The organism is Lactobacillus acidophilus (assembly GCF_034298135.1).
GTDB classification, from domain to species: domain Bacteria; phylum Bacillota; class Bacilli; order Lactobacillales; family Lactobacillaceae; genus Lactobacillus; species Lactobacillus acidophilus.
The window spans coordinates 560,796-585,597 of the sequence record NZ_CP139575.1 but is presented as its reverse complement, the minus strand read 5'-3'; the positions used below and the strand labels follow the sequence as shown (position 1 = coordinate 585,597).

Sequence of the window (24,802 nt, the reverse complement as noted above, 5' to 3'; positions counted from 1 at the left end):
TCCCGTCTATGTCAATCTTGCCAAAAGTGCATAATCTCACCATCTACCAAAAAGTACATTGTTCAACTATGCTTCATTTGCAAGATTACAGACGCAACGGCGATCCCTCTTTCTTCAGTAAATTTCAATTGATTAAGAAAAGATTATCACGAATAAAATCATTTTTCAACTTTATTTAGCAAAATATGCTTTAATTTCATCTTGATCCTTTTCAAGTTGCTCTCTTAGTTCATCTAAACCAGCAAACTTTATTTCTCCACGAGTATACTTATACCATTTAATTTCAATGGGTTTACCATAAATATCTTCATCAAAGTCAAAAATATTAGATTCGATATAAATACGTTTATTTTGACCAATTGTAACATTATAACCAACACTGGTCATTGATTCATGCCATTTGCCATTAACTTTAGTTTTTGTTGCATAAACACCTATTTTAGGAATAACCTTATGGTTAGCCCACTCTAAATTAGCTGTTGGAAAACCAAGTTTATGACCATTTCTTTTACCATGCCCTACTATGCCACTCATTACATAATGATGACCCATTAATTCATACGCTAATTCCATTTTCCCATCTTTGATAGCTTGACGTATCTCAGTAGAACCAATTTTTTTCCCATCAAAAACTTGCTTAGGCATAACTACAATGTTAAATCTTCCTTTAGCAAAATTAGGCAGATTGTCCATATTAGCTATATTTTTAGGACCATATGTATAATCAAATCCTGCAACCACAGTGTCAGCATTCAATTTAACAATTACGTTGTCAACAAACTTCTGCGCGCTTATTTGACTAAAATCCTTTGTAAATGGCATAACAGCTAAATAATCAACACCTAATTTAGCCATTTTATCTGCCTTTTCATCTAAGGTTTCTAAGTATTTAAAATTCTTTTTATCCGCATATATTTCCTTAGGATGACGATCAAAAGTCATTACAATTACAGGTAAATTTTTTTGATTAGCAATTTCCCTAGCTCGAGTAATTAAGCGTTGATGTCCTAAATGAACTCCATCAAAAAAACCTAAAGCCAAAACTACTTTTGAATTTAAAATATTTTCCTTTACTGGATAAGTTAGATGAATGATTTTCACAACTAATTCCTTCGTTTCGATTATTCATTTTGAAGCAGCATTAAGCTGGGACGATAAATCTTTCCTTTTTTCTCATAAATCGCTTTAACTTTTTCATTGTACCGTAATGCCACTTTTTTTGCATTTGTTTCCAAAGAAATGCCAGCACCATTTTTTACTTTAAGCCATTTACCTTCAGGTAAATCAATAGTTTCATAATCTTTAAAAAAGGCATCAATCGGTTGAATCAATTCACTAGCCTTTTCAGGATTTGCTTCAATTTCACTTAATTTTACAGCTTGTGAAATATCAAATCCAGAACTTGCCACTCGTCGCAAGTATGTCATAACTGCTGGCTCATCTAGCTTTTCGCCTAAATCATTAACTAATGATCTAACATACGTCCCTTTGCTACAAGTTATTTCAAAATCGAAGCTTTCTTGACCTTTTTCTTTATCAAAACTAGGATCATTTAACAAATCATATTGAAAAATCTCTACTTGACGTTTTGGACGTTCCACTTTAATTCCTTCACGTGCATACTCATAAAGGTGTTTTCCGTTTACTTTTACAGCAGAATAAATTGGTGGGACTTGCTCGATTTTACCTTTAAAAGTATTCATTCCTCTCTGAATTTCTTCTACAGTAAATGGCATTACCAATCTTTTTTCTTTTAAAACTTTACCATCAATATCATAAGAATCTGTCGCATATCCAAATAAACCTGTTCCTTGATACTTTTTAGGACGAGTATGCATCAACTCAATTAACTTGGTTGCCTGACCAATTGCAATTGGCAAAACACCTGTAACTTCAGGATCCAAAGTTCCTGCGTGTCCAATTTTTCTAATATGTAATGCACGACGCAAATGATAGACAACGTCTGCACTAGTCATCCCTTTATCTTTATCAATTACTATAATTCCATTTAACATATAAAATCCTATCTTAAACTAAAGAAAAAAGCGCCTTGACGGCGCTTTTCTTATTTACTTGCCCGTTCAGCATCTTGTTTTTTGACTTCTGCAATTAAACGGTCAATTTTACTACCATATTTTACTGAATTATCACGCTTAAAGATAAGTTCAGGAACTTTGTAAACAGTTAAAGTTTGTCCAAGCAAATGTCTCATCATTCCTTTTGCCTTATCTAAACCTTCCTGAACTTCTTTTTCTTTTTCAGCATCTTCAGTTAACAAACTATAGTAAATAGTTGCATATGAAAGATCATTCGTACATTCAACCGCAGTAATAGTTACTTCGCTCAAACGTGGATCACGAATATCTTTACGTAAAATTTTTGTTAATTCGCGAAGGATTTCACCTTCAACGCGACCAACTCTATGCTTCATGTTTTCCTCCTAAAAAATATTACTTAGGTTCAACTTGTTGCATTTCGTATACTTCGAATTCGTCGCCGACTTTAATATCGTTGTAATCCTTAATAGTTAAACCGCAGTCATTACCTTGTTTAACTTCTTTAACGTCATCCTTGAATCTCTTAAGTGAGGCAATTTCACCGTCATACTTAACAATACCGTCACGAATAACTCTAATTTTAGAATCATTCTTGACTATACCTTTATCAACAAATGATCCGGCAATTGTACCAACCTTTGAAACCTTCCAAGTTTCACGAACAGTAAGATTACCAATAACCTTTTCTTCATAAGTAGGTTCAAGCATACCCTTCATGGCAGCGGTAACATCATCAATAGCCTTGTAAATGATACTGTATAAACGAATATCTACACCGTCAGTTTCTGCTTGACTTTTTGCAGTAGCAGTTGGACGAACATTAAATCCAATAATAAAGGCATTAGATGCACCAGCTAAAGTTACATCTGATTCATTAATTGCACCTACACCTGAGTGGATAATGTTTACACGAACACCTTCAACTTCAATCTTTTCAAGTGATTGTTGCAATGCTTCTACTGAACCTTGAACATCTGCCTTAAGAACAATGTCAACTTCCTTCATGTTTTCCTTCTTCATAGTATCGAAGAGGTTATCAAGAGTTACATGTTGAACATTTTCACGAGACTTTTGCAATGATTGTTGAGCTCTAGCTTCACCAACACTTCTTGCAGTCTTTTCGTCCTTAAATTCAACTAACTTGTCAGCAGATTCAGGCACATCATTCAAACCAGTAATTTCAACAGGCTCTGATGGTGTAGCCTTCTTAACTTGGCGACCACGATCGTTAGTCATAGTACGTACACGACCAAAAGTATCACCTACAACAATCGGATCACCAATATTAAGTGTACCTTGTTGGATCAAAACGTCGGCAACTGGACCACGACCACGTGACAAACGTGCTTCAATTACAGTACCGATTGCCATTTCATCTGGGTTAGCCTTAAGTTCCATCACGTCAGCTTGAAGTAAGATCATTTGCAATAAATCATCTACATTTTGACCTGTCTTAGCTGAAATGTTAACGAAAATTGTGTCACCACCGTAATCTTCAGGAATTAAATTATACTTCATTAATTCTTCAGTTACGTGTTGTGGGTTAGCACCTGGCTTGTCCATCTTGTTAATAGCAACAATGATTGGAACATTAGCACTCTTAGCGTGGTCAATAGCTTCAACAGTCTGAGGCATTACACCATCATCCGCAGCTACAACCAATACAACAATATCAGTAATTTCAGCACCACGTGCACGCATATTAGAAAAGGCAGCATGTCCTGGAGTATCTAAGAATGTAATCAAACGATCGTCAAGTCTAACTTGGTAAGCACCGATTCTTTGAGTAATGCCACCAGCTTCATGAGCTGAAACGTGAGTATGACGAAGACGGTCCAACAAAGTCGTTTTACCATGGTCAACGTGACCCATAATAGTAACTACAGGTGGGCGCTTAATTTGGTTTTTAGACTTCTTTGAAGCTTCCATTCTCTTGTCGTAAAGAGTATCAATATCAGAAATATCTTCATGAACTTTTTGCTTAGCATCAATACCATATTCAGCAGCTAAAAGTTCAATAGTATCTTTATCCAATGATTGGTTTTGATTAGTCATAACACCAAGCATGAATAATTTCTTAACAATTTCAGCTGGTTCTCGGTGAATCAATTTACCGATATCTTGAGCGTTCATACCTTCTTCATATACTAATATATCTGGTAATGGACGTTCCTTACGTTTGGTAATTTGTTTTCTAGGCTTTTGCTGTTCCTGTTGATGTTTCTTATTTTTACGACGTTTTCTCTCTGAACGGTCTGAACGTTCACTATGTCCATTAACAAATTGATTCTTTCCTTTGCGTCCTGGCTTACCCATATTTCTGCCACGACCGTTACCACGTTTTTCTTCCTTTGGTGCTTCAGGAATAGTTACTCTAGGAGTAGTAACTTTTTCCTTATTATCTGCAGGTTGATTTTTCTTTAAACGGGCTGGTGATGGTTTTAAGATTTTTGGTCCGATTACTTTCTTTTCCACTTGTTGCTCTACTTTTTTGTTATTACTTTCTTTTACTGTTTTCTTATTATCTTTTTCTGACTGCTCTTTTTTAGGATGCTTCAAATGCTCATGATATTCTTTCTTTGCTTTTTGAGCTTCTCTATTAAGCTGACCTTCTTCTGCACGTTGCTTTTGCTTAAATTGTTGAAGCAAAGCTGCTGCTTTTGGTCTACCTGTATTAGATTTTGCATCACGTTCTTTATTATCCCGAGCTCGATCACTAGAACGACGTTTATTATTACGTCTTCTATTTGATTTCTTAGGAGTATTATTTTCCTCTGGTTTCTTTTCATTTTTTCGAATTGAAGAAACTGAAATCTTAATTTTATTATTCTTAGTGGCTGACTTTTCTGCTTTTTTTTCAGCAGGAGCGGAGTTCTGGAAACTACTCTTTAGCTTCGCAACTTGTGAATCATCTATTGACGACATATGATTCTTCACATCAAAGCCCAAATCCTTTGCTTTTTGGACTACAACTTTATTATCAACGCCGACTTCTTTTGCGACTTCATAAATTCTTTTTTTTGCCATCCAATCACACTCCTTCATTTATTTTCTTAACTAATGCCTTAGTAAAACCAGCATCAGTTAATCCTAAAACTTTTCGTTTTTTGCCGATTGCCTTTGAAAGTTCATCGGCAGTAAACAAATTTATTATAGGAATATTATTTCTTCTGGCAACACGATCAACTTTTTCGGCAGTATTATCATGTATATCACTTGCCATAATGACCGCTTTTATTTTTCCTTTATTAAGCTCACCAATTACAGTTTCTGTACCAGTTGTTAACTTACCAGCTCGCTTAGCTAAACCTAATAAATTAATTGCTTTTTGTCTATTCTGCAATATTATTTATCACCAAATAATTCTTTTCTTGCTTTTTGATGATCAACATATGAATAAAGCTCATCATAAAAGCCGTCTGGAACCTTTGCACCTAAGCTACGATCCAAAATATGCTTTTCTTTTGCCACTTTAATCTTTGTTGGATCAAGAGAGACATATGCACCGCGACCAGCTTTTTTACCAGTAGGATCAACGGATACATTTTTTTCCTTATCAATTACAATACGTACCAATTCTTTTTTTGGTTGCATTGTATCGGTTAATAAATCCTTCCGCATTGGGATTTTTCTTTTTTTCAAAAAATCACCTATTCTTCAGTGTTATCTTCGCTTTTTTCTTCAGTAGTTACATCAGCAGTTGATTCTTCAGTAGATACAACATCTTCAGAAGAATCTGTATCTTCTTTACTTACAGAATCAGTTGACTTTTCATCAACAAATTCTACTTCAGACTCTGGTCGAATATCAATTTTATAGCCTGTTAAACGAGCTGCAAGACGTACGTTTTGTCCTTTTTTACCAATAGCAAGTGATAATTGGTAATCTGGGACAATAACTAACGCACTCTTTTCCTCCTCGTCTTCGCCAAATTGAACAGCAATTACTTCAGCAGGATTCAATGCATTAGCAATATAGTCAGATGGATCTTCTTCATATTTTACAATATCAATATTTTCTCCACCAAGTTCATTAACTACATTTTGTACACGTGCACCCTTTTGACCAACGCAAGTACCAACAGGGTCAATATTAGGGTCATTTGACTTAACTGCCATCTTTGTACGGTCACCAGCTTCGCGCGCGATTGAAACAATTTCAACAGTTCCATCGTAAATTTCAGGAACTTCTTGTTCAAACAAGCGCTTTACCATATCTGGTGCAGTTCTTGAAACAGTGATTTGTGCTCCCTTAGAATCTGAGCCAACATGAGTTACAAGCACACGAATTTGATCTTGTGGGTTATAAACTTCATTTGGCATTTGATCACGATGAGGCATTACTGCTTCAACGTTACCAATCTTCACATAGACAAAACGATTGTCGCGTCTTTCAACTGTACCAGTGACAAGTTCATCTTCGTATTGAGAATATTCATCAATAATATGATTTCTTTCAGCTTCACGAAGACGTTGCATAATTACTTGCTTTGCAGTTTGAGCAGCAATACGACCAAAATTCTTTGGAGTAACTTCAAAACGAATTTCATCGCCTACTTCATAAGCACGGTTGATTGCCAAAGCATCTTTTAAGCTAACTTCAAGGCGATCATCTTGAACTTCATCAACAACAGTCTTAACTGCCATAACTTTAAAATTGCCTTTTCTCTCATCAAAATCAACTTCAACGTTTTGTGCTTGATTATAATTTTTCTTGTATGCAGCTACCAAAGCGGCCTTAATTGCATCAACAATAACATCTTGTTCAATGCCCTTGTTCTTTTCCAATGTAGCGAACGCTTCTAGCATTTCTTTAGACATAAGTTTTTGATCAGCCTTTCTAAAACTCAATTGCAAAACGAATATTTGCAATTAACTTACGGGGAACAGTTAATGTTTTTCGTCTTGTCTTATCTTTTACTTCTAATATAATCTCATCATCATTATAAGATTTAAGTGTACCTTCGTACATCTTTTTATCTTCTATCTTTTGATAAAGACCAACATGAATATAATCGTTCAGTGCTTTTTCCCAGTCTGCTTTAGTTTTAATTGGACGTTCTGCACCTGGAGACGATAATTCTAAAACATATGGGTCAGGAAGTGGATCTGGATCAAGTGTATCTAACTTTTCAGAAATCAGTTCACTTAAAACTGCAATTTCATCAATATCAATACCATTTGGTTCACGATCAACATAAATACGTAAATAATTCTGACTTTTTTCTTTAATATATTCCATATTGACTAACATGTCGCCATGTTCATCAATAATTGATTCGACAACTGGACGAACAAGATTTACAACTTTAGACAAAAAATTTCCTCCGTAATAAAAAGAGTGAGCATTTCTGCTCACTCGAATTTACCTATTCGAACTTCTTTGTTAGTATATCATACTTTACGTATAATTGTAAAACTAAAATAGTGACAATTGGTTTTCATCTGGCATACCGTCTAATACGCCATTGTCTTCAAAGTAATTCATAATTGTTTGAGAAACTTTACCACGTTTAGCTAAATCTTCTTTGGATAAGAATTTCTTTTCTGCACGTGCAGCAACAATTTGCTTAGCGGCGTTATCACCTAAACCAGGAACTGCATTGAATGGGGCTAAAATAGTATGCTTATCCAAAATTTTAAAGTCGGTTGCTTCAGATTGATCAATATCAACCATTTTAATTTTTATACCACGTTCAAGACATTCATTAGCAATTTCTAACACAGTCAATAAACTTTTATCTTTAGCTGAAACGTCATTTCCTTTATCTTGGATTGCTTTCATTGCAGCTTTAACAGTATTTTTACCATGACTCATTGCAACTAAATCAAACAAATCAGCACGAACTGAGAAATAAGCTGTGTAATAAATTTCAGGATAATATACTTTAAACCAAGCAATTCTTAAAGCCATCAAAATATATGCTGTAGCGTGTGCCTTAGGAAACATGTACTTGATCTTCAAACAAGAATCAATATACCAATCAGGAATATTCTTATTTTTCTGAAGAATAGCCATATTTTCATCGCTAATCCCGCGTCCATGACGAACAGATTCCATTGTTGAAAATGCAACCTCAGGTTTAACACCCCAGTGAATCAAGTCCATCATGATGTTGTCACGACAACCAATTACATCTTTTAAATCACATGTTCCGTTGTTAATCAAATCTTCTGCGTTCCCTAACCAGACATCAGTACCATGAGATAACCCAGAAATCTGTAATAATTCAGAAAATGTAGTTGGTTTAGTTTCTTCAAGCATCCCTCTAACGAATCTGGTACCAAACTCTGGAACACCTAAAGTACCAGTTTTAGAACCAATTTGTTCCGGCGTAACTCCCAATGCTTTTGTTCCAGAAAAAAGTGACATAACTCCCGGATCATCAGGTGGAATAGTCAATGGATCAATTCCGGATAAATCTTGTAAGTGACGAATCATCGTAGGATCATCGTGTCCCAGAATATCAAATTTCAAAATATTATCGTGAATTGAGTGGAAATCATAGTGAGTAATCAACCAAGCAGCGTTCACATCATCGGCTGGATATGACACAGGAGTGAAATCATAAATATCCATATCATCTGGAACAACAACAATTCCCGCTGGGTGTTGACCCGTGGTTCTTTTAACACCACGAACACCACTAGCTAAACGATCCAATTCAGCATTTCTTAATTTTAGATCACGTTCTTCATCAAAATGCTTAGCATAACCATAAGCAGTCTTATCTGCAACAGTAGCAATAGTACCAGCACGATATGAGTTATCTGGCCCAAACATAACTCTAATGAAGTTATGAGCTACTGGCTGGTAATCTCCCGAGAAGTTCAAATCAATATCTGGAACCTTATCACCATGGAACCCTAAGAATGTAGCAAATGGAATATCTTGTCCATCTTTTACTAAGGGCGTACCACATTCTGGACAATCTTTATCTGGCAAGTCAAAACCAGAACCATATTCCCCATTTTCAAAGAATTGAGAATATTTACAATTAGGACACCGATAATGCGGAGCAAGTGGATTAACCTCAGTAATCCCCGACATTGTAGCAACCAAACTAGAACCAACAGATCCACGAGAACCTACTAAATAACCATCTTTATTTGACTTGGCTACTAAACGTTGTGAAATTAAATAAATAACTGCATAACCATTAGAAATAATTGAATTTAACTCTAGATCAATTCGATCCTTAACAATTTTAGGTAATGGATTGCCATAAAGTTCATATGCCTTATCATAAGTCAATTTTTTCATTTCTTCATCAGCATGTTCAATATGAGGTGGGTACAATCCTTCCTTAATTGGCTGAATTTCAGAAATTTCATCTGCTATCTTATTAGTATTTTCAATAACAATTTCTTTAGCTATATCTTCACCTAGAAAACTAAAAGCATCCAGCATTTCTTGCGTAGAATAAAAATGCAGATCAGGCTGAGGCTTATTTCTATTAGGATTAGAGCGCTGAGCAGAAATTAAAATAGTTCTGTAAATTGCATCATGTGGTTCAACATAGTGGGCATCCCCCGTAGCAACGACAGGCTTATTAAGTTCTTTCCCTAATTTATAAATATTACTAATAATCTCTTCTAATTGTTCTTCATCCTTAATTAAACCATCCTCAATTAATTGAGAATAATTCTTAGGTGGCTGTACTTCTAAAAAGTCATAGAATCTAGCTTTTTCACGAGCTTCATCATATCCTTTTTGCATCATGGCAATAAATACGTCGCCTTGCCAGCAACCAGAGCCATAAAATAGCCCTTCATGTAAACGCGCTAAATCTGATTTTGGTGTTCTTGGAATTCTATAAAAGTCCTTAGTACTTGCAATAGACACTAGTTTATATAGATTTTTTAAACCTGCTTGATTTTTAGCTAAAACTGTCATGTGAGAAGGGCGCGCTCTCTTATATACCTCACCATGTGCAGCATAATTATTCAAGTTATTTAAATTATCTTCATGATATTTTTCATTAAAGGCATCGAGTAACTTGTACATTAAGTATCCTGTTGCCTCAGCATCTTGATTAGCACGGTGGTGATGCTCCAAAGAAACATTATATTTTTTAGCCAATGAATCCAAAGTATGACGGTTTTGCTCTGGGTGAAGTAAACGTGATACTTCAAGTGTATCAACTACTGGCTGAGTAATTTCACTAAATCCGTTTCTTCTTAAAGCAGCATTAACAAACCCCACATCGAATTGAACGTTATGTCCACAAAGAGGCCGATCACCATAAAAATCCTGGAATTGCTTAATAACAATAGCTTCATCATCAGCAGCACTAACCATTTCATCGGTAATTGAAGTTAAGTTTATTGTTTGTTCACTTAATGGATGGTGCGGATTAATAAACTTATCGAATCTCTCGATCACTTCTCCGTTTTTCATCTTTACAGCACCAATTTCAATAATTGTGTCATATACAGATGAAAGACCTGTAGTTTCAACATCGAAGATAACAAATTCGCGATCTTCATAAGTCATTGGAGCTGGATTCAGTACTAATAGTGCATGATCATCAATCATATTAGCTTCAACACCATACAGGATCTTCATATCAGTTGATTTTCCTGTGCTATAAGCTTCTGGGAAAGATTGAACATCCCCATGATCGGTGACCGCAATTGCTTTTTGACCAAATTTTTTAGCAGTTTTAATGAAATCAGTAGGCGTATTAGTTGCATCCAGTTGACTCATATTAGTATGAAGGTGTAATTCTACACGCTTTTTTTCACCATCATATTTTTCAGTTCGACCAATATGTTCTACTGTTTCAAAACTACTAATAGTGAAAACTACATCATGTTCCCATTGATCATCTGCAGCAGAACCTTGCATTTTAGCCCAAGTACCTGGTTTAATTGCTGACATTTGTTCAATTTGTTCTTTATCAGAAACAAATTTCTTAAAAGCAATTGAGTCACTATAATCAGTGATTTCACCAGTAAAGATTACTGCACCAGATTTTAGCTCACGACTTTCAATATTAAAAATATTACCTTCAATAACTACATTACGAGTGCCATCTTCTACTTCTTTAATTTGAGTAATTGGGGCATTCTCATCTAACTTGCGTTTACCATAACTGGTACGCTTAGTTGGATATTGCTTAGCTTGCGGTTGGGGTTTGGGTTTATCAGGAGTATTTTCATACTGCTCTTGCATGTTTTTCTCATGTTCTTGATGTAATTCTTGCAAGCTTTGCATACTATTTTGTAAGCTGGTTTGATCTAATTGAGTAATAAACTTCAAATTAAAGAAACCATAGTTTCTCATTTCTTCAGCTAACCCATCTAGTGTGCTTTGTTCGATCATTCCATCAATAATATTATTATCAATTTGAATGATCCATCGACCATCGACCTTTTTAGGCTTTTGATCAGCTAGAAATTCACGCGCCATTGGCTGTAATCGATCAGAATTTTGAACAGCATATTTCCAATAATCTGGCAAATACTGATCTAAACCATCAGCTGTACTTACAAAAAAATTAACATTTACAAATGAAGCAAAGGTTTCTTCTATAGCTTTTCTTAATGCAACATAGGTATCGTATCTTAATGGAGTATCAAAAAAAACGTGGATATCCCACCTATGTTCTTTAGCGTAAACATCCACGTTTTCAATCTTTCCTTTTTGAAGAAGGTCATTATCTTCAAAAGTATCAGGAAAGCGAACCTGTTTGAGCAATTTTAAGAAAAGATCGTTTTTATTTGTCACAAAAATTATCCTAACTCTTGATTTACAAACTTATCTAATTCATCAATTGACATTTCAACTGCTTTTTCATCTGTTGGTCTCTTAACTTCAACAATGCCATCAGCAGCCTTTTTACCAATCGTAATTCTCACCGGTGCACCTACTAAGTCGGCATCTGCGAACTTAACACCAGCACGTTCTTTACGATCATCATATAAAACATCATACTTTTCACTGAATTTCTTTTCAAGTTTTTCAGCTAACTCAGTTTGATCTTCTTTATTCATCTTCATTTGAACGATATGAATTTCAAATGGTGCAATTTCCTTTGGCCATGCAACACCACGATCAGTTAAGTGTTGTTCCACAACAGCTGAAAGCATTCTAGTTACACCAATACCATACGAACCCATAATTACAGGTTGTGCCTTACCGTTTTGATCTAAGAAATCAGCACCCATAGTCTTAGTGTAGTAAGTACCTAACTTAAAGATATGCCCAACTTCAATTGAAGTAGTGAACTTAAGTGGTAAATGATCAACTGGGTCAGGTTCGCCCTCATTAGCAGTTCTAATGTCAGCAAACTCATCTACCTTAAAATCACGATCTAAGTTTGCATTCTTGAATTGATAATCAGTTTCACCAGCACCTACAACAACATTGTAAAGACCCTTAACAGTTTCGTCAGCAATGATCTTATCTGCCCAGTCAGCATTTACAGGACCAACGCCACCCTTTTCACTACCCGTGATTTCCTTTAAATCTTCAGTATTTGCTTCATGAATATCATCAGCATCCAAAACGTGACCTAATTTAACTTCGTTAATTTGCTTGTCACCACGAATTAATACCAAAACTTTTTGATCATCAGCAATATAAAGAATACTCTTAACAATTCTAGTTGCTGGAACATCAAGAAATTCTGCTAATTTCTTAATAGTGTCACAAGCTGGTGTTGCAACCTTAGTAAGTTCTTTTGCTTCTTCTGGCTCTTGCTTAAAGGTATCAATACTTTTAGCCATTTCAAGATTTGCAGCATAAGTACCTTTTTCATTAGTAGCAATAGTGTCTTCACCAATTGCTGCTGGAGCTTGGAACTCAGTTGAATTCTTACCACCCATTGTACCAGAGTCAGCAATTACCGGGTGAACGGTTACACCAGCGCGTTTAAAGATACGCTTATAAGCACTCTTTTGATCATCAAATTGTTGATCAAGTTGTTCACGTGTTGCTGCAAAACTATAACCATCAAGCATTACAAATTCACGTCCACGAAGAAGACCAAAACGAGGACGGTTTTCATCACGGAATTTAGTTTGAATTTGGTATAAAGCAAGTGGCATTTGCTTATAACTCTTAAGATTTTTAGCAATAATTTCAGTAAAGGTTTCTTCATGAGTAGGTCCAAGTAGACTTTCACGACCATGGCGATCCTTTAACTTAAACATTTCCGCACCATACTTTTGGTAACGACCTGATTCTTGCCATAAAGTTGCTGGCAATAAATGAGGCATCATCATTTCAGGAACATTAATATTATCCATTTCTTGTTCAATAATTGACTCAGCCTTACGCAAAACGCGGTAGCCTAATGGAAGATATGCATATACACCGGCAGTAACCTGACGAATGTATCCACCTCTTATCATCAACTTGTGACTTTCAGCTACAGCATCTGATGGTGCTTCCTTTAAAGTTGGCATGAAAAATTTTGATTGACGCATTTACTTTCTTTCTCCTAAAGTAAAAATAAAACTAAAATATATTATTTAATAAAATAGCGATAAATATCGTTACCTGTAACTGCAATAATTAATACTAATAATAAACCAAAGCCAATTAATTCAACAATCGCTTCGTGTTCTTCAGAGATTGCCTTACCGCGAATTAATTCGATCAAGTTCAATAAAAGCTTACCACCGTCTAATCCTGGAATAGGAATTAAATTTACAATTCCCAGATTAATTGAAATCATCCCCAAGAATGCTAATACATAAGTAAAGCCCATCTGAGAAACTTGAGAAGTTTGAGAATAAATTCCCACTGGACCTGATAACTTATTTAAACTGAAATGACTAAATAAATTACCTACGGCATTAAAAATTAAACCAGTAGTAGAAACTGCTGTGTCCCAGCCTCTCTTCAATTTTACGCCTGCATTTTCGTTACTTTTAGCAACAATACCGACTTGATAGACAGTCTGATTTTGCACTTTATGTGCTTTTGGCTTAACAGAAATAGTTCTAGTAGAACCATTCTTTTCCAATTTAAAACGTAAGCTCTTACCCTTACTTTGATTTATTTTTTCTGATACTTGATCAAAATTAGTGATGTTTTGATCATTTATTGCAACTATTCTATCACCAGATTCGATCTTAGCACTACGCGCTGGCGAATCTGTTTGGACAGAGCCTACAGTTGTAGTTGCAGGACCTGGAACTGTAAAAGTCCAAATTAAGAACACTACAAATCCTAAGACAATATTCATAAAAGGTCCTGCAAAATTAGTTGCAAGTTTTTGCCAGACATTAGCCTGATTAAATTGCGTATCACGTGGAGCGATAATTAATTCAGTACCATTTTTTTCAATAATGGTAGCATCATGATTTACATGATAAGTTACTGGATCATTTTCATCGCCATTCTCATAACCTTCGATTATTAAATCATCCACTAAATCAGCTTTAGTGACTTGAACGGGAATCCCCTCGATCGGAATATCTGATTCAGAAGCATCAATTCTAATCACTTCATTTTTATCATTTAACTGTAAGACTACAGTCATACCCGGATCTAATTTACTTTCATCATCAGAGCCCGCTAAACGAACATACCCACCAAGTGGTAACCAACGAATGGTATAAGTGGTGGGATTTCGTCTAATTTGGAATAGTTTTGGGCCCATACCAATTGAGAATTCTCGCACAAGAATTCCTGACTTTTTAGCTACAATGAAGTGTCCAAATTCATGAACAAAAACAAGTAAGCCAAAGACAACTAAAAAGATTAGTATACCCTTCAATAAAAAATCTCCTAATGAACAATACCTAGAATAGCGGCTACTACGGGTAATACAAACAACATACTATCAAAGCGGTCTAGGATACCACCATGTCCTGGCAAAATCTTACCAGAATCTTTAACGCCATAAAAACGTTTGTATGCTGATTCAACAAGATCACCCATTTGTCCTACGATTGAAAGGAAGAATGCCAATACAACCATTGATAATTCTGAAACACCAAAAGTAATATTGAAGCTACTCAAAATTGCTAAGTAAATAGCACTACAAATTAATGCACAAATAACTGCACCAATTGAGCCTTCCCAAGTTTTATTAGGACTGATTACTGGCCATAACTTATGCTTACCGATCTTACGACCAATCATATAGGCACCAATATCAGTTGACCATACAACCACAAATACATAACCAAGAAGAGCTAAACCATTTTGAGGATATGCTCTAATTGCAGCCATGTAGTGAAAACCAATTCCAATATAAAGTGCTGCTAAAATATAAACACCTACATCATCAAAAGTGGTTTTATTTTTGGATAGCACCGTCCAAGTTAAAAATAACATGATAATTCCATAAAACACACCTAATTTAGTAATGTTTGAAGGAAATACTTTAAAAAATGAATCTGGTACTGTCCAAGTTAAAGTTGCAAGCAAAGCTAGTAAGAAATCAAATGATACTAAAATTTGCTTTTTCATCAAAAAGATTTCACTAATGCCGACTGCAGCAAATAATACAGTCAACCAATCCATCCAAAGGCCGCCTGCAAGCACAATTGGAATAAATAAGATTAAGGCAATAACTGCCGTAATTACACGTTGTTTCATATTAACTATCCGATTCGTCTACTTTACCGAAGCGCCGATTACGGTGCTTATATTCATCTACAAATTCTTTCAAATCATCTTTATCAAAATCTGGCCAATTTTTTTCGCTAAAAGCAAGTTCTGAATATGCTAATTGCCAAAGCAAGAAATTAGAAATTCTTTGTTCACCAGAAGTTCTAATTAATAAGTCAGGATCTCGATATTTTCCAAAATTCCCAGTCATCAAATGATCTGAAATCATACTTTCTGTGATCTCTTCACTCTTTAAAGATCCAGATTCAATCATTCCACCCAATTCTTTTACAGCAGAAGTTATTTCTCGTCTAGAACCATAATTAAAAGCAAAATTAAGAATTAAACCAGTATTATTTACCGTTTCAGACATAGCACGTTGAACAATTTTATACGTTTTTTCCGGTAATTCATCTAAATACCCCATAATGTTAACTTTAACATTATTTTCCATTAAAGTTGGCATATATTTATCAAAAAAACGTACGGGAAGATTCATTAAATATGCAACCTCCTCTTTAGGACGAGCCCAATTTTCAGTTGAAAATGCATATAGAGTCAAGACTTTAATTCCTAGTTGGTTAGCAGCTAAAGTAATTCGTTCAACGTTATCCATACCTTCACGGTGACCAACAAATCTTGGTTTATGTCTCTTTTTAGCCCAACGACCATTACCATCCATGATAATGGCTAAATGATTTAATTCATTGTCTTTTTTACTCATATTTAACCTTGAGTGATTTCCTTGCGCTTTTCATCAGCAAGCTGATCGATCTTCTTAGTAGCATCATCAGTTACTTTTTGAACTTGCTTTTCTAAATTGCGCTGTTCATCTTCGGTAATATCACCATTCTTTTCTTCTTTCTTCAAAGAATCCATGGCTTCACGACGAACATTTCTAACTGCAATTTTAGCTTCTTCAGCGTACTTACCAACTTCCTTGGCAATCTCTTCTCTTCTTTCACTGGTAAGCTGTGGAATTACCAATCTAATTACTTTACCATCGTTAGCTGGAGTTAAACCAAGGTTAGATGCCAAAAGTGCATGTTCAATATCATCCAAACTGTTTTGATCATATGGAGTAATAAGTAATACACGTGGTTCAGGAATAGTAACACTTGACATTTGAGTCAATGGTGTTGGTGCACCATAGTATTCTACTTGTACATTATCAAGAAGTGCAGCGTTAGCAACACCTGCACGAACTGAAGCTAATTTCTTTTGATAAACCTTAATAGATTTACCCATATTATCTTGTGCTTTTTTTATTGTTTCGTTATTCATTATTTGTCACCTCTAATAACAGTACCAATATTTTCACCCATAACAACTTTCTTAATGTTACCCGGGGTATTAACATTAAATACAATCAACGGAATTTCAGTATCCATAGAAAGTGAACTTGCAGTTCTATCCATTACTTTTAAGTCTTTAGAAATTAAATCAAGTTGAGTTAATTCGGCAAACTTAGTTGCAGAAGGATCTGTCTTAGGATCTGCTGAGTAAATTCCATCAACACCATTTTTAGCCATCAAAATTACATCGGCACCAATTTCAGCAGCACGAAGTGCAGCAGTAGTATCTGTTGAGAAATATGGGTTACCAGTACCACCACCGAAGATTACTACGCGACCTTTTTCAAGATGACGTAAAGCTCTTCTTCTAATATATGGTTCAGCAATTTGACGCATTTCAATTGAAGTTTGCATTCTAGTCGGAACGCCCACTTTTTCTAAACCATCTTGTAATGCTAACCCATTCATGATAGTTGCAAGCATTCCCATATAGTCAGCTTGTGCACGTTCCATACCTAGCTTAGCACCAGTTTCACCACGCCACATGTTACCGCCACCGCAGACAATACCAATTTCTACGCCTAAATCATGAACTGACTTAATTTCATTAGCAAGGTGTCCAATAACAGTTGGATTAATTCCATTGCCTTTGTCGCCTGCTAAAGCTTCACCGGATATTTTTAAAATGATACGATTATATTTAACTTGACTCATAATGACCTCCTCTAATAGCTTTAATTATTCTACCATGTTAAAAAATATTAGGTCAATGTAGTCCGCTGTATTCTACACTTAATACATATTTTCTAACCATAAAAAATAAATTTTACAAAAAAAGAGGAGCACAAAACGTACTCCTCCTTTCTTAAATAATAGTAAAAACTACTTCATTTGTTCGCGAACTTCAGCAGCAAAGTCTTCTTGCTTCTTTTCGATACCTTCGCCTACTTCAAAACGTTGGAAAGCAACTAATTTAGCGCCCTTTTCCTTCAAAAATTCGCCAACAGTCTTACTGTCATCCATAATGTAGTCTTGTGATAAAACTGCAAATTGCTTATCAACTTGAGTGTTATCATCAATGAAACGTTGCATCTTACCAGGAATAATTCTGTCCCAGATCTTTTCTGGCTTACCTTCTTCTTTAAGTTCAGCCTTGATGTCTTCCTTAGCCTTAGCTAGAACATCATCAGTTAATTGCTTTTCTGAACCATAAACAAGATGTGGTAATGGCTTCTTGTGTACCAATTCACGGCTTTCGTTATCTTGGTCGATCTTGTGGTTCATCAAAGCCAATTGTTCAGTAATGAATTCATCATCTAATTCATCTGGTGAGATAACCTTAGGATTCATAGCAGCAATATGCATTGCTAAGTGCTTAGCAGTTGCAGCATCAGCACCTTCTAAGACAGTGATAACGCCAATTTGACCACCATTGTGTTGGTAAGCACCAAATTCTTGATCATCAGTCTTTTCTTCTAAAGCGAAACGACGTAAAACAATCTTTTCACCAATTGTAGCAGTTGCGTTTACAAATGCTTGGTCTAAAGTCGAACCATCGTCCATCTTTAATTCGTCAGCCTCTTCAATGTTAGCAGGCTTTCCTTCAGCGATAGTCTTAGTAACATCTTTTACTAACTTAACAAATTTATCGTTTTGAGAAACGAAGTCAGTTTCTGAGTTAATTTCAGTTACAGCGGCTACGTTGTCAGCAACGTAAACGCCAGTTAAACCTTCAGCAGCAACACGGTCAGCCTTTTTAGCAGCCTTTGCCATACCTTTTTCACGAAGGAATTCAACTGCCTTGTCCATGTCACCGTCAACTTCTACCAATGCCTTCTTAGCATCCATAACGCCAGCACCGGTACGTTCACGCAATTCCTTAACCATCTTAGCAGTAATTTGTGCCATTAATAAAGTCCTCCTACAGAACTAACAGTAAAAAACAAACTAGTCTTCTGGGTTTTCTTCAGCGCTAACGATTTCTTCTGAACCATCAGCATTTTCCTTAAAGTCAACTTCAAGAGTTTCTTCGTCGTCTTGACCTTGCTTACCTTCAATAATAGCATCTGCCATAGCACCAGCAATTAAGCGAATAGCACGGATAGCATCGTCATTTGATGGAATAACAACGTCAATAGGATCTGGATCAGTGTTAGTATCAACCATAGCTACAACTGGGATACCCAAAATGTTAGCTTCGTGAACAGCGATCTTTTCCTTCTTAGGATCTACTACGAACAATACATCTGGAATTCTTGGCATGTCTTCGATACCGCCTAAGAATCTTTCAAGCTTGTCCATTTCCTTAGTTAAAAGAGCAACTTCCTTCTTTGGTAATACATCAAAAGTACCGTCTTCTGACATTTCCTTTAATTGCTTTAATCTTCTAACACGACTTTGAATAGTAGTCCAGTTAGTCAAAGTACCACCTAACCAACGTTGGTTTACGTAGTATTGACCTGCACGAGTTGCTTCTTCAGCAATTGAATCTTGAGCTTGCTTCTTAGTACCTACAAACAAGAAAACGCCACCGTCTTCAGCAACAGCCTTCATAAAGTTGTAAGCATCATCTAACATCTTGATAGTCTTTTGTAAGTCAATGATGTAGATACCATTTCTTTGAGTAAAAATGTAAGGAGCCATCTTTGGGTTCCATCTTCTAGTTTGGTGACCAAAGTGTACACCAGCTTCAAGCAATTGCTTCATTGTAACAACGTCTGCCATATTTATATTCCTCCTATGGTTTTAAATCCTCTCAAGCGTTCATTTCATCATCTAACCACTACCTAGGGCACCACGATGATGATCGCTCTTGATGTGTTTTGATTTTTATACGCATTTATAGCATACTTGACTATTCTACAAAAAATATTTTTAACTTGCAAGACTAAAAACTTATATTATGCTCACGCAAAAATTTCTCTTTCCAAGCGCGAGAATGATGTTTAAACCAATATTCTCGTTTAAGAGCCAATCGTTTATCATCAAATTTTTCATGATAAATCATTTTTACTGGTCGCCGCGATTTAGTATATTTAGCACCTTTACCATCATTATGCATCTTTAAGCGATGTTCCAAGTCATTGGTAAAGCCGCCATAAAAGCTACCATCATTGCAAAGTAAGACATAGAAATAATATAGCCCGCGCGCAGCATGCTTTTTACGATCTTCATCAGTTTCACGGACAATTCTTTGAATTAATGGCCTAAATTCACCACTCTGATCATGAACTTCAATCGCATCTTTTAATTCAGTTCCATCAGTTCCGGTATGCTTTACAGCTTCAACAATAATTAAATTTGCATCTTCATCCCTATGTGATACAAAAGGTTGAACTAATTTTATACTTAAGTCGTGCCTCATGCAGTAATAGCAAATTTCAGCTAAACGCTCAGGTCTATGAACCATAAACATTTTCCCCTTCATCTTTAAAAGCCCACTAGCCACTTCAATAATTTGTTCTAAATTAATTAACAATTCATGGCGAGCAATTGCTTTTTTTGGATCAGGATTAACTTCATGGCCTTCTGGCGCTTTAAAATATGGTGGATTAACCGTGACAACATCATAGCTATCCTTACGCAAATGCTTAGATGCATTAAGCACATTATCCTTATAAACTGAAATTCTATTCTCCATATCATTCAATTCTACCGAACGCTTAGCTTGAGAATATATTTCATCTTGAATTTCAATTGCATCATAATGTGCCCGATTAAAATAAGCCATGTATATTGTAGCAGCACAATTTCCTGCGCATAAATCTGCCACTTTATCTCGATCACGAATTACATCCTTAGCCCAATATGCTAAAAGTAAGGTATCCATAGAGAAACTAAAGGCGGTTTTATCTTGGATAATCCGCAAATCGTCACTGTACATATAATCAATTCGTTCATTATCTTTAAGCTCAACCATAAAAATTATTTGCCTTTCTCGTCTTTATATTTTTATAATAGCTTACAACAATTGGAGGTAAAAATGTTTTATAAAATTATTCGCCCCATCGCCCGCTTTATCGTTTGGATATTAAATGGACACTTACACATTCATCATAAAAATCGATTACCTAAAGGTAATTATATTCTAGTGGCACCACACAGAACTTGGTGGGAACCTATTCTATTTGCATTAGGTGCGAGTCCCATGGAATTTATGTTTATGGCTAAAATTGAATTATTTAAAAATCCAGTTTTACGTTTTATTTTAAACCATGCACATGCTTTTCCAGTTGATCGTCAAAATCCCGGACCATCTGCCTTAAAAATTCCAGTTAAAGGATTAAGAGCGGGAAAACTTTCTTTAATTATTTTTCCATCTGGAACAAGACATTCATCTGAATTAAAGGGCGGTGCACTATTAATCTCTAAAATGGCTCAAAAGCCAATGGTTCCTGTTGTCTATCAAGGTCCGCTATCCTTCAAAGGGCTTCTTAAAAGAAAGCCATTAGAGGTTAACTTCGGTAATCCAATTACTATTGATCGAAAAACTAAATTAACTCATGAAAATGAAGAAATTATTTATCAACAATTAGAAGATGCTTGGGATAAATTAGACAAGGAATTAGATCCTAATTTCCATTACATTGCTAAATAACTAAAATACTTAACCTAAAAGTGGTTAAGTATTTTTATTTAGAAATAATTTTTAGTGTTAAAATAAATTATTAGGTTTGATAATTATTGGAGGAAAGATAATTGTTAGAAAAAACATTTTACAAAATGATGTTAAGCAAGTCCTTCCCTTTTCCCGTTGAAGTAACTTACTGGGACGGTAAAAGCGAAGTTTATGGCAACGGTACTCCTGAAATCCATATTACTTTTAATGAAAAGATTCCAATGAGTGATATCACTAAGAACGCTTCTCTTGCTCTGGGTGAAGCATATATGGATAAAAAAATTGAAATTCAAGGAAGTATTCAAGAATTAATCAATGGTGCTTACCAAAGTGCAGACAGTTTTATGCGCTCTTCTAAATTCCGTAAGTTTCTACCAAAATCTAAACACACAGAAAAGCAAAGTGAAGAAGATGTACAAAGTCACTACGATATTGGTAACGACTTTTACAAATTATGGCTTGATCCAACTATGACTTATTCATGTGCTTACTTTACTGATGACAATAAAGATGATCTTGAACAAGCTCAAATCGCTAAAGTTCATCATATTTTAAACAAGTTACATCCTGAAAAAGGTAAAACGTTACTAGATATCGGTTGTGGTTGGGGTACACTAATGCTCACTGCAGCTAAGGAATATGGACTTAAAGTTACTGGTGTAACTTTAAGTGAAGAACAATACAAATTAGTTCAAAAGAAGATTTATGATGAAGGCTTAGAAGATGTAGCTGAAGTTAAACTTGAAGATTACCGTGAATTGGGTGATCAACAATGGGATTATGTAACTTCGGTTGGTATGTTTGAACACGTTGGTTCAGAAAATCTTGGCGAATACTTCAAGGACGTTGCTAAATATTTGAAGAACGATGGTGTTGCTTTAATCCATGGTATTACTCGTCAACAAGGTGGTGCTACTAACGCATGGATTAACAAATACATCTTCCCAGGTGGTTATATACCAGGTCTGGTAGAAATTATCTCAAGAATTGAAGAAGCCAACTTACAAGTTAGTGATGTTGAAATGCTTCGTCGTCATTACCAAAGAACTTTGGAAATTTGGGACAAGAACTTCAACAATGCACGTCCAGAAATCGAAAAGAATATGGGTGAAAGATTCTGCAGAATGTGGGATCTTTACTTACAAGCATGTGCGGCTTCATTTGAATCAGGAAATATTGATGTTGTTCAATATCTTCTTACAAAGGGTCCATCAGGCAAAAGTTTACCAATGACTCGTAAATATATGCTTAACGATAAATAGAATTAACTAAAATAATGCTAGAGAAAATTTTCTCTAGCATTATTTTTTTACCAAATTGTAATTCTATCTTTCGGGTCAAGCCACATACCATCTGTATCTTTAACACCAAAGGCCTCATAGAATTCATCCTGACATTGAACAGGGATATTAACCCTAGTTGGCTGTGGCGCATGAACATCTGTTTGAACCTCAGTTTTAATTGCTTCTGGACGTTGCTTTTCCATCCAGCTTCTCGCATAATTTTCAAACAAATCTTTTAAGTCAACACCATCATTTTTACCGGTTTGGACAGCACAAGCAAGACCTGCTAAGTCGGCAATATTTTCAGAAACAACTTGTTTACCATTAATCTTAGCTGGGCCATATTGAAGACCGTCAAAGATATCAACCATCTTACCAACGCGCTTATTAAATTCTTCGAAATCTTCCTTCGTCCACCAGTTATTCATATTACCGTGTTCGTCGAACTTAGCGCCCTCATTATCAAAAGCATGAGAAACTTCGTGACCGATAGTGGCACCAATACCACCGTAGTTAGCACCACGAGATTGATTAATATCATAAAATGGCGCTTGCAAAATACCCGCTGGGAAAGTTAAATCATTTCTTTGTGGATCATAACAAGCATTATTCAAATTACCTGGCATCAGCCATACCGAACGATCAACCGGTTTGGTTAATTTATCAAGCATATATTTGGTACGAACTTTATCCATAGCAGCTTCATTTTCATAAAGGCTCTTTTCTGAATCAACTTGAAGTAAATCGAAAATCTTTTCAATCTTTTCTGGATAACCGATCTTAAGAACTAAAGCTTTCAACTTAATGATAGCTTGCTTCTTGGTGTCTTCTGAAAGCCAATCATTGCTGCCGATACGTTCTTCATATACTTTAAGCATATTATGAATCATATCTTCAACATCGTGTTTTGCCTTTTCGCCAAAGTATTTCTTACCATAAAAAATACCGACTACTTCATCGAATGCACCATTGGCAACACGGTATGCTTGTTTAATTTGTGAAGGAAGTTCAGGAATACCACTAATTGCATGAGCAAATGGGAATGATGCTTCACGAAACTTCTGTGATAAGTATTTAGCTACGCTATTAATATATTTAACTAACAACCAGCCCTTAATTTCAGCAAAGTTATCTGCATTAATCAATTCTTCTGCATAATCAAGAAAACGCGGCTCCATCACAATTACACTCTCTGGCTTTTCAGGTAAAATTTTACCTAAGAATTCATCCATCTTAAATGACTTAAATTTAGAAATAAATTCGTCATATGAAACCGGATTATAAATAGCAGCGTAGTCAGCCCATTCTTCAGTTGATTTAACAACCTTAGCAATTTTTGCATCAAATGCCAAAGCATTATCAACATACATCCTTGCTTCAGTCTTACCAATTCCTGCCATCATCAACAAGTTAATGCTCTGGTCTTGCAATACATCTAGCAACTTCTTAGCATCATCTGTTTTGTAAGTAGTTGTATCCGGTAAAAATGTACTAGGACCACCAAAGTATAGAGCATTCACATCAGTATTCTTCATATCGGCATCGACGTCAAATACAAATGGAAAGACATAGGGTCCCATAAATAAATCTTTAGCCTGTTTTACCAACTCTACAAAGCTACCCAATGATAAAAGTTTTTGTAAATCCTTTTGAATTGGATTAGCTTCTTCTGCATCCCTCTTCTCAAAGTTTTTAGCAATCTTGTACAAAGCAATTGCCTTATCAAAATCTTTAATATCGGGCATTTTTTCTTTACCAGAAGCAATATCAGCAAAGTCTTTCATCATTCGCTTTTCAATCTTGATATCTAACTCAGAGTTTACTCCGGTAGATATTCTATCTGCTGGAATCTCAGCTTTGGATAACCATTCTGAATTAACTGCTAAATATAAATTATCTTGAGGTTTAGCATTGACATCCGGTTCAGCGACATCTCCTGCACCGCCACGAACAGCAAAATATCTTCTCATATTTTTC

Annotated in this window: 21 protein-coding genes; 2 read left to right on the top strand and 19 right to left on the bottom strand. The window is 35.5% G+C overall.

Going from position 1 to position 24,802, the window contains the following annotated elements; translation table 11 throughout:
• Nucleotides 1–171: 171 nt before the first annotated feature.
• The 18 genes from ribF to SO785_RS02485 all read right to left on the bottom strand — a co-directional run bounded on the left by ribF (nt 172) and on the right by SO785_RS02485 (nt 20,843).
• A complete protein-coding gene (ribF, locus tag SO785_RS02570; protein WP_003547803.1) occupies nt 172–1,101 on the bottom strand; it encodes a riboflavin biosynthesis protein RibF in 930 nt (309 codons plus the stop codon).
• 20 nt (nt 1,102–1,121) lie between these two features.
• The gene (gene truB, locus SO785_RS02565; RefSeq protein ID WP_003547805.1) at nt 1,122–2,015 is read right to left on the bottom strand and encodes a tRNA pseudouridine(55) synthase TruB; all 894 of its coding nucleotides are present in this window, start codon (nt 2,013–2,015) and stop codon (nt 1,122–1,124) included.
• Nucleotides 2,016–2,065: 50 nt separating this feature from the next.
• The gene (locus SO785_RS02560; RefSeq protein ID WP_003547807.1) at nt 2,066–2,431 is read right to left on the bottom strand and encodes a ribosome-binding factor A; all 366 of its coding nucleotides are present in this window, start codon (nt 2,429–2,431) and stop codon (nt 2,066–2,068) included.
• A gap of 19 nt (nt 2,432–2,450) precedes the next feature.
• Nucleotides 2,451–5,084, bottom strand: a complete 2,634-nt coding sequence (gene infB / locus SO785_RS02555) for a translation initiation factor IF-2 (RefSeq protein WP_011254396.1) — start codon at nt 5,082–5,084, stop codon at nt 2,451–2,453.
• Between the two features lie 4 nt (nt 5,085–5,088).
• Nucleotides 5,089–5,400 carry a L7Ae/L30e/S12e/Gadd45 family ribosomal protein gene (locus SO785_RS02550; RefSeq protein ID WP_003547810.1) on the bottom strand — a complete coding sequence of 104 codons (312 nt, stop codon included), beginning with the start codon at nt 5,398–5,400 and terminating at the stop codon, nt 5,089–5,091.
• Between the two features lie 2 nt (nt 5,401–5,402).
• Nucleotides 5,403–5,699, bottom strand: coding sequence for an RNase P modulator RnpM (rnpM, locus tag SO785_RS02545; protein ID WP_003547812.1), 297 nt, complete (start codon nt 5,697–5,699; stop codon nt 5,403–5,405).
• A gap of 8 nt (nt 5,700–5,707) precedes the next feature.
• Entirely contained in the window at nt 5,708–6,877 is a 1,170-nt protein-coding gene (gene nusA, locus SO785_RS02540; RefSeq protein ID WP_011254397.1) for a transcription termination factor NusA, read from the bottom strand.
• A 19-nt stretch (nt 6,878–6,896) separates the two neighbouring features.
• On the bottom strand, nt 6,897–7,373 hold the full coding sequence (gene rimP / locus SO785_RS02535; protein WP_011254398.1) for a ribosome maturation factor RimP: 477 nt from the start codon (nt 7,371–7,373) through the stop codon (nt 6,897–6,899).
• Nucleotides 7,374–7,475: 102 nt separating this feature from the next.
• The gene (locus SO785_RS02530) at nt 7,476–11,789 is read right to left on the bottom strand and encodes a PolC-type DNA polymerase III (RefSeq protein ID WP_003547817.1); all 4,314 of its coding nucleotides are present in this window, start codon (nt 11,787–11,789) and stop codon (nt 7,476–7,478) included.
• A 5-nt stretch (nt 11,790–11,794) separates the two neighbouring features.
• A complete protein-coding gene (locus SO785_RS02525; RefSeq protein ID WP_003547819.1) occupies nt 11,795–13,492 on the bottom strand; it encodes a proline--tRNA ligase in 1,698 nt (565 codons plus the stop codon).
• A gap of 41 nt (nt 13,493–13,533) precedes the next feature.
• Nucleotides 13,534–14,790, bottom strand: coding sequence for an RIP metalloprotease RseP (gene rseP / locus SO785_RS02520; protein WP_003547820.1), 1,257 nt, complete (start codon nt 14,788–14,790; stop codon nt 13,534–13,536).
• Between the two features lie 11 nt (nt 14,791–14,801).
• Nucleotides 14,802–15,617, bottom strand: coding sequence for a phosphatidate cytidylyltransferase (locus SO785_RS02515; protein ID WP_003547823.1), 816 nt, complete (start codon nt 15,615–15,617; stop codon nt 14,802–14,804).
• Nucleotide 15,618: 1 nt separating this feature from the next.
• Nucleotides 15,619–16,353, bottom strand: coding sequence for an isoprenyl transferase (locus tag SO785_RS02510; protein ID WP_003547825.1), 735 nt, complete (start codon nt 16,351–16,353; stop codon nt 15,619–15,621).
• 2 nt (nt 16,354–16,355) lie between these two features.
• A complete protein-coding gene (gene frr, locus SO785_RS02505; RefSeq protein WP_003547832.1) occupies nt 16,356–16,913 on the bottom strand; it encodes a ribosome recycling factor in 558 nt (185 codons plus the stop codon).
• Nucleotides 16,913–17,638, bottom strand: coding sequence for a UMP kinase (gene pyrH / locus SO785_RS02500; RefSeq protein ID WP_011254400.1), 726 nt, complete (start codon nt 17,636–17,638; stop codon nt 16,913–16,915). The genes frr and pyrH overlap by 1 nt, the downstream gene beginning before the upstream one ends.
• A gap of 168 nt (nt 17,639–17,806) precedes the next feature.
• On the bottom strand, nt 17,807–18,832 hold the full coding sequence (gene tsf / locus SO785_RS02495; protein ID WP_003547835.1) for a translation elongation factor Ts: 1,026 nt from the start codon (nt 18,830–18,832) through the stop codon (nt 17,807–17,809).
• A gap of 39 nt (nt 18,833–18,871) precedes the next feature.
• Nucleotides 18,872–19,648, bottom strand: a complete 777-nt coding sequence (rpsB, locus tag SO785_RS02490; protein WP_003547837.1) for a 30S ribosomal protein S2 — start codon at nt 19,646–19,648, stop codon at nt 18,872–18,874.
• Nucleotides 19,649–19,811: 163 nt separating this feature from the next.
• Nucleotides 19,812–20,843 (bottom strand): GIY-YIG nuclease family protein, encoded by a 1,032-nt coding sequence (locus tag SO785_RS02485; RefSeq protein WP_003547839.1) that lies wholly within the window; start codon nt 20,841–20,843, stop codon nt 19,812–19,814.
• 63 nt (nt 20,844–20,906) lie between these two features.
• Between SO785_RS02485 and SO785_RS02480 the strand changes: the two genes are divergently transcribed.
• On the top strand, nt 20,907–21,521 hold the full coding sequence (locus tag SO785_RS02480; protein WP_003547840.1) for a lysophospholipid acyltransferase family protein: 615 nt from the start codon (nt 20,907–20,909) through the stop codon (nt 21,519–21,521).
• Between the two features lie 101 nt (nt 21,522–21,622).
• Entirely contained in the window at nt 21,623–22,804 is a 1,182-nt protein-coding gene (locus SO785_RS02475; RefSeq protein ID WP_011254401.1) for an SAM-dependent methyltransferase, read from the top strand.
• Between the two features lie 47 nt (nt 22,805–22,851).
• Here SO785_RS02475 and SO785_RS02470 read toward each other — a convergent pair whose 3' ends face one another.
• Nucleotides 22,852–24,795: a M13 family metallopeptidase gene (locus tag SO785_RS02470; RefSeq protein ID WP_003547843.1), complete on the bottom strand. Its 1,944-nt coding sequence runs from the start codon at nt 24,793–24,795 to the stop codon at nt 22,852–22,854.
• Nucleotides 24,796–24,802: the final 7 nt, after the last annotated feature.